This is a genomic window from Curtobacterium sp. Csp2, assembly GCF_013347165.1.
Genome location: NZ_CP054593.1, coordinates 1253063 through 1265204 on the forward strand (window position 1 = coordinate 1253063; position 12142 = coordinate 1265204).

Annotated in this window: 14 protein-coding genes; 6 read left to right on the top strand and 8 right to left on the bottom strand. The window is 74.5% G+C overall.

Annotated elements, in window-relative coordinates; genetic code table 11:
- Positions 1-234: 234 nt before the first annotated feature.
- From HUN59_RS06250 to HUN59_RS06275, 6 genes are all read right to left on the bottom strand, one after another.
- A complete protein-coding gene (locus HUN59_RS06250; RefSeq protein ID WP_114849779.1) occupies positions 235-696 on the bottom strand; it encodes a MarR family winged helix-turn-helix transcriptional regulator in 462 nt (153 codons plus the stop codon).
- Positions 697-871: 175 nt separating this feature from the next.
- Positions 872-1522, bottom strand: coding sequence for a GntR family transcriptional regulator (locus tag HUN59_RS06255; RefSeq protein ID WP_144804456.1), 651 nt, complete (start codon positions 1520-1522; stop codon positions 872-874).
- A gap of 108 nt (positions 1523-1630) precedes the next feature.
- A complete protein-coding gene (locus HUN59_RS06260) occupies positions 1631-2062 on the bottom strand; it encodes a DUF1810 domain-containing protein (protein WP_174777870.1) in 432 nt (143 codons plus the stop codon).
- Positions 2059-2859: a YqjF family protein gene (locus HUN59_RS06265; RefSeq protein ID WP_174777871.1), complete on the bottom strand. Its 801-nt coding sequence runs from the start codon at positions 2857-2859 to the stop codon at positions 2059-2061. The genes HUN59_RS06260 and HUN59_RS06265 overlap by 4 nt, the downstream gene beginning before the upstream one ends.
- The gene (locus tag HUN59_RS06270) at positions 2856-3254 is read right to left on the bottom strand and encodes a DoxX family protein (RefSeq protein WP_174777872.1); all 399 of its coding nucleotides are present in this window, start codon (positions 3252-3254) and stop codon (positions 2856-2858) included. Before HUN59_RS06270 ends, HUN59_RS06265 begins: the two co-directional genes overlap by 4 nt.
- A 49-nt stretch (positions 3255-3303) precedes the next feature.
- On the bottom strand, positions 3304-4659 hold the full coding sequence (locus HUN59_RS06275) for a bifunctional phosphopantothenoylcysteine decarboxylase/phosphopantothenate synthase (protein ID WP_174779399.1): 1356 nt from the start codon (positions 4657-4659) through the stop codon (positions 3304-3306).
- Between the two features lie 65 nt (positions 4660-4724).
- On the opposite strand from HUN59_RS06275, the gene HUN59_RS06280 reads away from it, so the two are divergent.
- Both HUN59_RS06280 and HUN59_RS06285 read left to right on the top strand, forming a co-directional pair.
- Positions 4725-5513 (top strand): NRDE family protein, encoded by a 789-nt coding sequence (locus tag HUN59_RS06280; protein ID WP_058741409.1) that lies wholly within the window; start codon positions 4725-4727, stop codon positions 5511-5513.
- A 226-nt stretch (positions 5514-5739) separates the two neighbouring features.
- Positions 5740-6471 carry an SGNH/GDSL hydrolase family protein gene (locus tag HUN59_RS06285; RefSeq protein WP_174777873.1) on the top strand — a complete coding sequence of 244 codons (732 nt, stop codon included), beginning with the start codon at positions 5740-5742 and terminating at the stop codon, positions 6469-6471.
- 104 nt (positions 6472-6575) lie between these two features.
- On the opposite strand, the gene HUN59_RS06290 is transcribed toward HUN59_RS06285, so the two are convergent.
- Entirely contained in the window at positions 6576-7538 is a 963-nt protein-coding gene (locus HUN59_RS06290; RefSeq protein WP_174777874.1) for an SDR family oxidoreductase, read from the bottom strand.
- Positions 7539-7621: 83 nt separating this feature from the next.
- On the opposite strand from HUN59_RS06290, the gene HUN59_RS06295 reads away from it, so the two are divergent.
- The 3 genes from HUN59_RS06295 (at position 7622) to HUN59_RS06305 (ending at position 10146) form a co-directional block, all read left to right on the top strand.
- On the top strand, positions 7622-8731 hold the full coding sequence (locus HUN59_RS06295) for an LLM class flavin-dependent oxidoreductase (protein ID WP_174777875.1): 1110 nt from the start codon (positions 7622-7624) through the stop codon (positions 8729-8731).
- Positions 8732-8838: 107 nt separating this feature from the next.
- Positions 8839-9465, top strand: coding sequence for a hypothetical protein (locus tag HUN59_RS06300; RefSeq protein ID WP_174777876.1), 627 nt, complete (start codon positions 8839-8841; stop codon positions 9463-9465).
- Between the two features lie 189 nt (positions 9466-9654).
- Positions 9655-10146: a pyridoxamine 5'-phosphate oxidase family protein gene (locus HUN59_RS06305; RefSeq protein WP_058741405.1), complete on the top strand. Its 492-nt coding sequence runs from the start codon at positions 9655-9657 to the stop codon at positions 10144-10146.
- Positions 10147-10227: 81 nt separating this feature from the next.
- On the opposite strand, the gene HUN59_RS06310 is transcribed toward HUN59_RS06305, so the two are convergent.
- A complete protein-coding gene (locus HUN59_RS06310) occupies positions 10228-11481 on the bottom strand; it encodes a hypothetical protein (protein ID WP_058741404.1) in 1254 nt (417 codons plus the stop codon).
- A gap of 232 nt (positions 11482-11713) precedes the next feature.
- Here HUN59_RS06310 and HUN59_RS06315 point away from each other — a divergent pair, with 232 nt between their 5' ends.
- On the top strand, positions 11714-12103 hold the full coding sequence (locus tag HUN59_RS06315) for a RidA family protein (protein ID WP_174777877.1): 390 nt from the start codon (positions 11714-11716) through the stop codon (positions 12101-12103).
- Positions 12104-12142: the final 39 nt, after the last annotated feature.

Consider the following 12142-nt stretch of genomic DNA (forward strand, 5'->3'; position numbering starts at 1 on the left):
GTGGGGGAGTGCGCCCGCGACCATCGGGTGGTCGGTGCCGGGGTCCGCGAGCCGGGGGAGGACCGGACGGTGGTGTGGAGCCCGTCCGTCCGCCGCTGGGCGACCGGGGCGGCCGCCTGCTCGGGCGAAGCCGTCACGATGACGTGTCTCCCTGGACACCCCGTCCAGGAAGACTGGCAGAACGGTCCGTCCACCGTTGTGTAACGGTTCGGTAACGGCCCGCTCGGAGCCGGCTCAGCGGCCGGAGGTGTGCACTTCCTGGGAGCGGTCGCCCTGGGCCACGCGCTCGAGGGCGTCGAGTGCGCCGGCGATGGCCTGGACGTCAGCGGTGGGCAGGTCGGCGATGAGCTCGGCGACGATCCCGGTGCGATCGGAGCGGGCGCGTTCGACGGCGTCGACGCCCGCCGGGGTGATGCTCACCATGAAGGCGCGACCGTCGCTCGGGTCGGCCTCGCGCTCGATCAGGCCGCGCTGTTCGAGCTCGGTCAGGATGCGGGTCATCGTCGGCTTCGTGACGACCTCGATCCGCGACAGGTCGCCGGGGCGCAGGGGTCCCTCGCGTTGCACGGTGGCCAGGGCGGAGACGATCCCGTAGCCGAGCGAGGCGGCGTCCGAGCGGGCTCGGCGGTTGATCCGACCGACGGCGGCGGCCAAGCGCGCGGCGATCTCGGTGCGGTCCGGCGTGCGGTCGGTCATGCTGCGCTCTCGGTCGACGGGTCGGGCGGGGCTGCTCGGTCGGAGCGATGCTACCGGGGTCCGCAGGCGTGTGACCGCGAGCCACCCGTGCGCGTCCGTCGCGGCGCTCCGGACGCAGGACGCCCGCCCCGCGACGGCAGGACGGGCGTGTTCCTGTGCGGAAGTACAGGTTGACTCAGGACTTCTCGCCCGGCAGCAGGTGGATGGCCTCGGTCGCGAGCTCGGCGGCGATGTTGTCGCCGGACTCGGTGGCGGCCCGGAGGCGTCGGAAGTCCTCGGTCATCCGGTCCCAGTCGATCAGCTCGTCGAGGTTCGGCAGGCGGAGTCGGAAGGCCAGGCCGTCCATCGTGTCACGGCAGACGCGCTGCAGGTCGGGGTTGCCGCACGCGTCGACGTACAGGCCGAACACGTCGAGGGCGTCCCGGTTGACCGATGCGACGTCGTGGGACTCCAGCTCGGCGATCGTGCGGTCGAGCTGCGCCACGATCCGGCGCCGGGCCGCCGCCGTGAGCCGCGGGACCGCGAGCCGGACGACACCGCCGAACAGCACGCCGAGGGTCTGCATCGCCTCGACCACCTCGTCCGGCTTCGGCGTCGTGACCCGGGTGTACCGGTTCGGGGCCATCTCGATCAGGCCGGCGCGGGTGAGCTGGCTCAGGGCTTCGCGGATGGGGGTGCGGGAGACGCCGAGCCACGCGATGAGTTCGTCGTCGTTGAGCCGCTCACCGGGCTCGAGCGTGCCGTCCATGATCGCGGCGTGGATCTTGTGGCGGACGGTGTCGCGGAGGAGCTGGTGCTCCGTGGGGGCGGTGCGGGGGACCGGCATGCGGTGTCCTCGGTTCTCGGGAAGGACGGATCGGGCTCGTGCCGCACGGGCACGTCGTCCACGGTACCTGATGTACCACCGGACGACGGCCGGACGCGGCGGCTCCGGTCAGTCGTCCTCGAGCAACCGCACCGTGAGCGGGTCCTCGGTCCCGTGGAACCAGCGGTCGAGGACGGCGCGGAACGGGGTCGGGTCGTCGGCCGCGCGGGCGAACAGGGTCGCCGACGAACGGGCCTTCATCGCGTCGACTCCGCCGAACAGGGCGTCGGCGCTCTGGGCGGGTGCTGCTGCGGCCACCGCGGCGGCCTCGACGATCCGCGGGCCGAGCACCGGGTGCGCGAGGTACGCGCGGGCCTCGGCGAGTCCCGCGATCCCGTACCGCTGCGCGGTCGCACTCCGGCCGAGGCCGACGAGCTGCGGGAACACGAACCACATCCAGTGCGAGCGCTTCGCACCGGCCCGGAGCTCGGCGAGCGCCTGCTCGTGCACCCCCTCCTGCGCCCGCACGAAGCGCTCGAGGTCGAACCGGTCGTCGCTCACCGGACCACGTCCCCCCACGCGTAGCGGACCGTCGTGCCGTCCACGACGAGGAGCGAGTCCGGCGCACGGTCGAACAGCCCGGGGAGGCCGACCGCGGCCGGCAGGTCCCCGTCGAGCCGCTCGAGCCGGGCGGACCGGATCGCCAACGGCGGGTGCTGCCGCTGCCAGAAGAGCGTCTGCGCGAGGTGCCGGGCGTGGATGCCGGCGCGCGTGGTGAGCTCGGCGGCCAGCGGGTCCTGCACCGGCTCACCGGCCACGACGCGGACGGTGGCGTCGAGGCGGGGGCGGGGTGTGCCTCCCGGCCGTCCGCCACCCGCGGTTCGGAGCTGCCGCACCCACCGGACCGGGTGCCGGGCGCGCGAGGGGTGCCGGACCGAGTGGTGCGCGATCGTGTCGCCCCGCCGTCGGGCCCTGGCGTGCGCGAACGTGTACGGCACGCCGAGCAGGGCGTGGGCGGCGACGATCGCCGGGACGTTCGCGGTGTCGACCGTGCGGTAGGCGGCCCCGCGGCGGCCGTGGTCGTCGACGGTCAGGACCTCGATCGTGACCTCGGTCATCGAGCCGAGCCGACCGGAGGGCGGGAACGGCGGCACGCTCGTCTCGCGGAAGACGTACGCGGTCAGCCCCACCCAGGCGCTGCCGTCGACGACGTCCGGGCGGGTGCCCCGCGGGACGAGCCCGGCGAGCTCGTCGGGGTCGCGTCGCCAGTGGGCGAAGACGATGTCCTCCCAGGCGTGCACCGTCACCGGCCGGTGCAGCAGGGGCACCGCCGCGCGGGCACGCGGGGTGTCCGTCACCGGCGCGTGGCGTGCCGACCGACGCGGGCCGCCCACGCGACGAGGGGTGCCTGCAGGGGGAGCCGCAGGACCGAGACGAGCCGCACGGCGCGGGACGCCCGCGGGCTGTCGAGGGCGTCGCGCGCCATGGTGACGTTCGCGGGGAAGACCGCGAGGAACAGGGCTGCTGCTGCCCAGCCGGCCGAGCGGCGGGTGGCCGGGACGGCGAGTCCGACGGCCACGGCGAGTTCGGCGAGGCCGGAGCCCAGGGTCGTCAGGCGGGGCGGCAGGCCGTCCGGGACGATCCGGTCGTAGGTGCGCGGGCGGAGGAAGTGGGTCACGCCGGCGCCGGCCAGCAGGACGGCCAGGGCGCGGGCGGTCCGGTCGGCGCGCCGGGTGCGTTCACGTCGTCGCATGCGTCCATCGTGCTCGCCCGGGCCTGCGTGTGCACGGGACGTGCGTCGGTCAGGTGAGAGCGGTCGCCACGAGGTCGAGCACCGCCGCGGCCACCTCGGCCTTCGTCCCTGAGGTCTCCCGCACCACGTGGCCGCCCGGCACGAGCACCTCGATGGCGTTCTCCTCGCGCTCGAAGCCCGACGACCACCCGACGTGGTTCACGACGAGCAGGTCCGCGGGCTTCCTGGCGATCTTCGCGCGGCCCAGGGCGAGCCGGGCCTCGCGGTCGGGCTCGGTCTCGGCCGCGAACCCGACGATGATCTGGCCGGTCCGCCGCGCGGCCACCAGATCGGCCAACACGTCCGGGTTCCGCACCAGCTCGAGCGTCATCCGGTCGCCCTGGTCGTCCTTCTTGAGCTTCGCCTCGAGGACCTCGGCCGGCCGGTAGTCCGCCACAGCGGCCGTCATCACGACGACGTCCGCCTCGGCCGCCGCCGCGTGCACGGCGTCGGCGAGCTCCTGCGCGGAGCCGACCGGCACCACGGTCGCGTCCAGTCCGGCGGTGAGTCCGCCGTCCACGTTCGCGGCGACGAGGGTCACGACGGCGCCGCGGCGGGCCGCGTCCGCCGCGATCGCGACGCCCTGGCGGCCGCTCGACCGGTTCCCGACGAAGCGGACGGGGTCGAAGGGCTCGCGCGTGCCGCCGGCGCTCACGACCACGCGGACGCCGGCGAGGTCGCCCTGCTCGCCGCGGGCGCCGGGACCGGCCTGGAGGCTCGCCCCACGCCCGGCGGGACGGGGTGCGTCGGTCGTGTGGCCGGTCCCGGTGCTCGTTCCGGTCCTGCTCCCGCCCTCGTTGCTGGTTCCGGTGCTGGTTCCGGTCGTGCTCCCGGTTCCGGGCTCGGCGACGACCGCGAGGGCCGCGCGGACGATCTCCTCGGGCTCCGCCATCCGGCCGATGCCGGCGTCGTCGCCGGTGAGGGCCCCGACGACCGGTCCGACCAGGTGCACGCCGCGACCCTCGAGGGTCCGGACGTTCGCCACGGTCGCCGGGTGCTCCCACATCTGCGGGTGCATCGCGGGGGCGAGGACCACGGGGGCCTCGGTCGCGAGCAGGGTCGTGCCGAGCAGGTCCCCGGCGAGCCCGGCGGCCATCCGGGCGATCGAGTCCGCCGTGGCCGGTGCGACCACGACGAGGTCCGCGCGCCGGCCGAGGGCCACGTGCCGCACCTCGGACACGTCGTCCCACACGCTCGTGGTCACGGGGTTGCGGCTCAGGGCCTCGAGCGTGGGCAGGCCGACGAAGCGGAGCGCGCCCTCGGTCGGGACGACGTGCACGTCGTGCCCGCGCTTGACGAGGTCCCGCACGACCCCAACGGCCTTGTAGGCGGCGATCCCGCCCGTGATCCCGACGACGACGGTCAGACGGCGAGCTGCTGCAGCATCCACGCCGGTCACGCTACCCGGACGGTCGTGCGAGGATCGACCCCATGTGCACCGTCGTCGTCCGCGTCGACCCCGCGGGCGAGTGGCCCGTCACCGTGCTCGCCCTGCGGGACGAGTCCCCCGACCGGCCGTGGGACCCGCCGGCCGCGTGGTGGCCGGAGCGCGACCCCTCGGTGCGCGGCGTCCGCGACCGGTCCGCCGGAGGCGCGTGGCTCGCGGCGTCCGACACCGCCGGACTCGCGGTCGTGCTCAACCGCGCGGAGCCCGTGCCGAGCACCGACGGCACGTGGACGACCCGGGGCGTCGTCCCGCTCGACGCCGTCGACGGGGTGCTGCCCGGCGCCGACGGGCAGCTGCCGACCACCCGGGCGTTCAACCTCGTCCGTGCCACGGCCGACGGGGTGACGGTGTCGACCTGGGACGGCGAGGCGGTCCGGACGACCGACCTCGGCCCCGGCGTGCACATGGTCACCCACGGAGCACCGGACGACCCCGCCGCGCCCCGGATCGGCCGGTGGCTCGACGCCTTCCGCGCCGCACCCGCACCCACCGCGCCGCCGGTGCTCGGCCCGTTCGACGAACTCCGCACCGCGGACGCTGGGACGGACGCCGGCGACGGGTGGAGCGGGTGGTTCGGGCTCCTCGCCGAGTCGGCCGCGCTGCCGTCGGACGACCCGGACGCGATCCTCCGCGACGCCGTCGAGCCGGACGGGCACGTCGCGACGCTGTCCATCGTGGCCGCTGCCGTCGGGCGGGACCGGACCGTGCTGCAGCACGCGCGGCTCGAACGGCCGGGGCGGCTCGACGGCTCGGTGGAGCTGCACCGCGCCTGACCCGGGCCAGCCTGCCCCGCGCGTTCCTGCCCATCGCGCGTGCCATGGGAAGCCGATCCGCGCGTGGGGTGGCGGAAGGGACGGTCTCCCATGCGCGGAACGGCCTTCGACGCGCGGAACGGCATCCCACGCGCGGAACGGGCACCCGGCGAGGACGCGGACCCTGTGGAGACCGGCAGCGACCGGGGCGGTCCCGCCGCCCGGGGACGGCGTACGGTCACGGCTCGTGACCCGATCCGCACGCCCCGCTCCCGCACGACGCCGCACGGTGCTCGTCGCGCTGACCGCGGTGGTCGCCGCAGGCCTCCTCGCCGGGTGCACGGAGAGCACCTCGGCGGCAGCCCCGGCCACCCCGCACCCGAGTGCGACCACCCGGGCGTGGGACCACGCGCCGGGGGAGCGCATCGTCGTGATCGGCGACTCGATCACCGCCGGGCACGGCCTGACGCCGGAGCAGGCGTGGCCGTCGCTCCTCGCCCGGACCGAGCGGTGGCAGCTGACGAACTTCTCGTGCGACGGCGCCGGGGTCGTGGCCGAGGGCGACGCCGATGAGTGCGCGAGTGCCTACCCGACCCTCGTCCGACGTGCCGTGGACGAGCGGCCGCAGGTCGTGTTCATCCAGGCGAGCTCGAACGACCTCGGCGAGGACGACGCCGTCGTGAAGAGCCAGACCGACCAGCTCGTGGCCGAGGTGCACCGGCTGCTGCCCGAGGCCCGGGTCGTCGGGCTCAGCGCGATCTGGAACGAGCAGGCCCCGCCGGCGCAGCTCGGCAAGATCTCGCACGCGATGCACCGGGCCGCCCGGAAGGACGGCGGGACCTACGTCGACATCGGCGATCCCCTCCGCGGGCACGCCGACTGGATGCAGTCCGACGACGTGCACCCGACGGCGCGCGGGCAGCGGGCGATCGAGGCCTCGGTCATCGAGTCGTTCGCCCGCGACCGCCTGCGGTTCTGACGCCGGCGGGACGCAAGCGGCACCGCGCCTCCAGGCCGGCGACCCGACCACCCGCCGGACCGACGACCGGCCGCTCGACCAGCCGCCGGACCGGCGGCCCGGGGTCAGGCGGGCGCCTGCGTCCCGGTGAGGTCCTCGGCGACCGCCCACAGGGACCGCGCCAGGTCCGCGCTCCGCGCGCTCCGCGGCACGGTGACCGTCGTGGTCGGACCGGTCAGGCCCGCCGGTCCGTTCGGCCCGTAGTAGGCCCCGCCCACCGCTGCCGGTCCGACCGCGGCGTACAGCAGCGGCTCGGCGCCCTGCTCGACGGCCTGCGTGAACGGCAGCGCACGGTCGCTCGACCGCACCGGCCGGGAGCGCCCGAGCGACCGTCCCGCGGACTGCAGGTTCGTGCGCGTGTAGCCCGGGTGGGCGGCGGTGCTCACGAGCGACCAGTCGCGCTCGACCGTCAGACGGTGCAGGTGCAGTGCGAGGAGCAGGTCGGCGAGCTTCGATTGGGCGTAGGCGCGCCACGGGTTGTAGCCGCGGTGCCACTGCAGGTCGTCGAAGCGGATGCGTCCGGGGATCGCGGCGAGGCTCGACATCGTCGCGACGCGGGGGACACCGCCGCCGGCGTCGCCCGCACCGCCTGCGCCTGCGCCTGCACCTGCGCCGCCGCCCGCGCGCAGCAAGGTCGGCAGGAGCAGGTTCGTGAGCGCGAACGGGCCGAGGAAGTTCGTGCCGAACTGCAGCTCGAACCCGTCCGCCGTCTCGAAGCGCTCGGGCGGCGCCATCACCCCGGCGTTGTTGACGAGCACGTCGAGGGGCCGCTCGTCCGCGACGATCCCGTCCGCGAAACGGCGGACGCTGGACAGGTCCGCCAGGTCGAGCTCGCGCACCTCGAGGTCGGCCGCGGGGTGCTCGCGGCGGATGTCGGCTGCTGCGTCCTCGCCCTTCGCGGGGGTCCGCACTGCCAGGACGACACTGGCGCCGGCGGCGGCCAGGCGCTTCGCGGTCTCCTTGCCGGTGCCGCTGTTCGCACCGGTCACGACGATGCGGCGGCCGGTCTGGTCGGGGATGTTCGGCATGCGCGGGACGGTACCCGCGGGGTCTGGCCGACGACCGAGCGCTGTGCTATATTCATGCAAACGCATCGATCAGGAGGCGCGCCATGAGCAACGCATTCGGAACCGACCGTCCCTCGGACGTCCCGCCGCCCGCACCCGAGCGCATCGGCCCGGTGCAGCTCGGCCTCGACACCTTCGGCGACGTCACCGAGCGGCTCGACGGGACCGTCCGGAGCCAGGCGCAGAGCCTCCGCGAGGTCGTGGACGAGGCCGTCCTCGCCGACCAGGTCGGCATCGACTTCATCGGCGTCGGGGAGCACCACCGCGAGGACTACGCGGTCAGCGCCCCCGAGGTCGTCCTCGCCGCGATCGCCGCGCGCACCGAGCGCATCCGCATGGGCAGCGCCGTGACCGTGCTGTCGAGCGACGACCCGGTGCGCGTCTACGAGCGCTTCGCCACCGTCGACGCGATCTCGGACGGTCGCGCCGAGGTCATCCTGGGCCGCGGCTCGTTCACCGAGTCGTTCCCGCTGTTCGGCTACGAGCTGAGCGACTACGAGGTCCTCTTCGAGGAGAAGCTCCAGCTCTGGAACGCCCTGCGCGGCGGCGACAAGGTCACCTGGAGCGGCACGAAGCGTGCGCCCCTGACCGACCAGGACGTCTACCCGAAGCTCGAGCACGGTCCGATCCCGACGTGGATCGGCGTCGGTGGCTCCCCGCAGTCCGTCATCCGTGCGGCCTCGTACGGGCTGCCGCTGTTCCTCGCGATCATCGGCGGGCAGCCCGCGCAGTTCGCACCGTTCTCCCGCCTGTACCGCCAGGCGCTCACGCAGCTCGAACTCCCGCAGCAGCCGATCGCGATGCACTCGCCCGGGTTCGTCGCCGCGACCGACGAGGAGGCCGCCGAGCGCTACTGGCCGTACCACAAGGCCGTCACCGACCGCCTCGGTCGGGAGCGCGGCTGGCCGCCCCTCGACCTCGCGCAGTACCAGGCAGGGCTGTCCGCCGGCGGGTCGCTGTACGTCGGGTCGCCCGAGACGGTCGCGCGCAAGATCGCGCGGAACATGCGGATCCTCGGCGTCTCGCGTTTCGACATGCGGTACGCGACGGGTCGCCTGCCGCACGAGGACATGATGCGGTCCATCGAGCTCTACGGCACGCGGGTCGCCCCGCGGGTGCGCGAGCTCCTGGCGGAGCCCGTCCCGGTCCCGTAGGCACGCGGTCGCCGGCTGCGGAGCGCGGACCGCGGGCTGCGCCGGACTGGAGGCACGGGGCACGTCCGTCACGTCGGCTCACGGTCGGCGCGGGTACGGTCGGCGCCATGCTGCGACCGAACGGGACCACCGAACGACGCTTCCGCGGCCGGATCCTCGGCGCCGGGACGACCTCCGGCGTGCGGATCGTGGTCGGCATGTGGGACCGCTCGCCCTTCGGGTCGTTCACGGACGTGTTCCTCGAGCTCGCCGACGGGTCGAGCGTGCTGCTCGCGCCGGACGAGATCGTCGCCGCGTACGTGTCCGGCACCTACCGGTTCGACACCGTCTCGGTCGTCGACGTCTGTGCCCGGCGGACGGCGCGCGGCCTCGAGCTCGACGCCGGACCGCTGCAGGCGACCATCGACGTCGGCGGGATCTCACCACTCGGCCGGGTCCTGCGCATCGTGCCGAAGCCGATCGCCCGCGACCCCCGGTGGCTCGCCGCGATCGACCCCGTCGCACGGCTCGTCTCGCCGGGGTCCGGCACGGCCGGCTCGGCGGGCAACGGCCGTCGCGAGTACTACGGCGTGACCGGGGCCCACGACGTCACCGCGGTGTCGGGGACCTGGGCGGGGGAGCCGCTCGGGACGCTCGCACCGCTCGACCCGCCCGTGGCGTTCGGGTTCGCTTCGATGCCGCGCGTGCCGCAGGTCGTCGACGTCGAGACGACCATCCGCGAACCCGCCGTCTGAGCGTCGGCGCTGCCGCCGGTCGCGGTGGTGCGCGCCCGGGGACGCGAGTGTGCGGCGGATGCTGCCACGTGCCTCCAGGCCGAGCCGGACGCGTCCAGCGTCGAGGGGCAGACTGGTCGGAACGGAACGCGCCCGGGACTGCCCGGCCGGACGTCGAGCACAACGGGGCGCACGACGAACAGGAGCATCATGACCGACACGCAGGCAGACCAGCGCGCCGCCATCTCGGACATCGTCCACGGAGCACGCACCGCCCTGCTCACGACCGTCAGCGACGACGGTCAGCTGCACGCACGGCCCCTCGCGGTGCAGGACAAGGCGTTCAACGGGACGCTGCGGTTCCTCGTGCAGGACGGCAGCGAGAAGGTGACCGACATCGCCCGCAACCCGCACGTCAACGTGGCGATCGAGTCGCAGGGCGGGTACCTCTCGATCGCCGGACGCGCCACGGTGACCCGCGACGAGAGCGTCATCGACGAGCTGTGGTCGCCCTTCGCCGAGGCCTGGTTCCCGGAGGGGCGGCAGGACCCCACGATCCGGCTGCTCACCGTCGAGGGGGACTCGGTCGAGTACTGGACGCAGGACACCGGACCCGTGGGGAGCCTCGTGCAGACGCTGAAGGCCGCGCTCGGCAAGCAGAGCCAGCCGGACACGGGTGACCACGGGACGGTCGAGCTCTAGGCAGGCGGGCGGGCTCGCGGGCTGGTCGGCTCGCGGAACGCGGTCGGGGTGGGCCGGCCCGGCCCCGCCCGACCGGCCGGGTCAGGGAGGGCCGAGCAGCCACAGCACGGCGACGAGCACCGGCTGCCCGAGGAGCGCGCAGCTCACGAATGTCCACCGCATCCAGGGCCGCGCGACGAGCTCCGGCGAGCCGAACAACGGCGCGAGCGGCATGAGCAACCGGGGCGTCGAGGCCATCGGCAACGACACCGCGAAGATGTACAGCGCGTACGCCGCCGAGTACAGCACCGTCGTCTGCCCGAGCTTCCGGGTCGAGCGACGCAGGAGCCACACGGGGTACGCCACGAGCAGGAACACGACGATGAACACCCCGCCGACGCCGATCCAGCGCAGGGCGATGAGGAACCACGGCGTCATCGGCACGAAGTCGACCCGCCCGATGAAGTTCACCCACCAGGACATCTCGGTCTCGAGGTACGCGTCCGGCCGACCGGTCACGTGCGACGCGATCACGGGCCACGCGACCCCGGCTGCGGCAGTCACGGCCCCCGCTGCGACGACCCGGACCCGCTCCGCGACGGGGAACGCGTCGAGCGACCGTACCCCGGTGCCGGCGGCGGCCCGACGTGCGCGGATCCACCGCACCAGGGCGACGACCCCGAGCACGAGCGGGATCGCCAACGCCCCCGGCCGGGTGAACGCCGCGACGACCCCGAGCAGCGCGAGCAGCCCGTACCGCCGGCGCTCGAGCGCGAGCAGCGCCCCGAAGGTCAGTGCGAGGAACGTGCTCTCGGCGTAGCCGACCTGCAGCAGGAACGACAGCGGCCCGCACGTGAAGAAGAAGACGGCCCACATGCCGGCGGCGTGCCCGGCGTGGTCGGCGACGAGCCGGTGCAGCAGGAACGCGGCGACGAGCCCGGCGAGCAGGGCCACGAGCGGCGCCCCGACCTCGAACGGCAGCCCCGTCGAGGCGGTCAGCGCCCGGATCGCGAACGGGAACGCGGGCAGGAACGCCCACGAGTTCTGCGCGACGTGCCCACCGGCGTCGAGCGGCAGCGTCGTCGGGTACCCGTGCACCGAGATCTGCTCGTAGTACTGCCCGTCCCACGCGGTCAGGAACGCCAGGAACCCGTGCCCGTTGCCCCACACCGCGTTGTCCGGCATCGCCCGCCCCATCAACGGGTAGGCGAGCGCGAGCCAGAACGTGGAGACGACCCGGCCACCGGTCCACAGGAGCAGGACCGCGGCCCAGGCGGGCAGCGCGGTGGCGAGGTCGACGAGACGACGTCGACCGTTCGCGAGGGTGCCGGCGACGACGCCGTCGTACCGGCTCACCGGCCCGCTCCGCGATGTCCGGGCATCAGGGTGGGCACGTCCCGAGGGTAGCCGTCCGTTCCTGGACCCCTGCGTGCCACGCGCACGTCACGCGGGTGGTCGGTCGCCGGGCACGGCCGGGAAGCACGCCCCGCGTTGTGCGCACCGGAACGGCTCCGCCCCGTGGCCGGTCCCGGCGACGTCGGCACCCCTACCCTGGTGGCGACCCGCTGGACCGAACCGAGGAGGCCCCGTGCCGAAGACCGCCATCGTGACCGACCACGCCCCGAAGCCCGCCGGCCCGTACAGCCAGGGCATCGTCGCGAACGGCTTCCTGTACACCGCGGGCTTCGGCCCGCAGGACCCCGCCACCGGGGCGATGGCCGACGACGTCGCCGGGCAGACCGCGCAGGTGCTGGCGAACGTGGCCGCGGTCCTCGCCGAGCACGGCGCGACCCTGGACGACGTCGTGAAGTCCACCGTGCACCTCGAGCACTCGGACCGGGACTTCCCGGCCTTCAACGAGGAGTACGCGAAGCACTTCTCGGAGCCGTACCCGGTGCGGACCACCGTGCAGTCGCACCTCGCCGGGATCCTCGTCGAGATCGACGTCGTCGCCGTGCTGCCCGACCGCCAGGACTGAGCAGGTCCTCACCCACCACCCCCGGCGGCGGTCCGTTCC

What these genes read in the sequence shown, in the direction of transcription:
- HUN59_RS06250 (WP_114849779.1), bottom strand. Translation starts at nt 696, where the DNA reads ATGACCGACCGCACGCCGGACCGCACCGAGATCGCCGCGCGCTTGGCC.
- HUN59_RS06255 (WP_144804456.1), bottom strand. Translation starts at nt 1,522, where the DNA reads ATGCCGGTCCCCCGCACCGCCCCCACGGAGCACCAGCTCCTCCGCGAC.
- HUN59_RS06270 (WP_174777872.1), bottom strand. Translation starts at nt 3,254, where the DNA reads ATGCGACGACGTGAACGCACCCGGCGCGCCGACCGGACCGCCCGCGCC.
- HUN59_RS06280 (WP_058741409.1), top strand. Translation starts at nt 4,725, where the DNA reads ATGTGCACCGTCGTCGTCCGCGTCGACCCCGCGGGCGAGTGGCCCGTC.
- HUN59_RS06290 (WP_174777874.1), bottom strand. Translation starts at nt 7,538, where the DNA reads ATGCCGAACATCCCCGACCAGACCGGCCGCCGCATCGTCGTGACCGGT.
- HUN59_RS06295 (WP_174777875.1), top strand. Translation starts at nt 7,622, where the DNA reads ATGAGCAACGCATTCGGAACCGACCGTCCCTCGGACGTCCCGCCGCCC.
- HUN59_RS06300 (WP_174777876.1), top strand. Translation starts at nt 8,839, where the DNA reads ATGCTGCGACCGAACGGGACCACCGAACGACGCTTCCGCGGCCGGATC.
- HUN59_RS06305 (WP_058741405.1), top strand. Translation starts at nt 9,655, where the DNA reads ATGACCGACACGCAGGCAGACCAGCGCGCCGCCATCTCGGACATCGTC.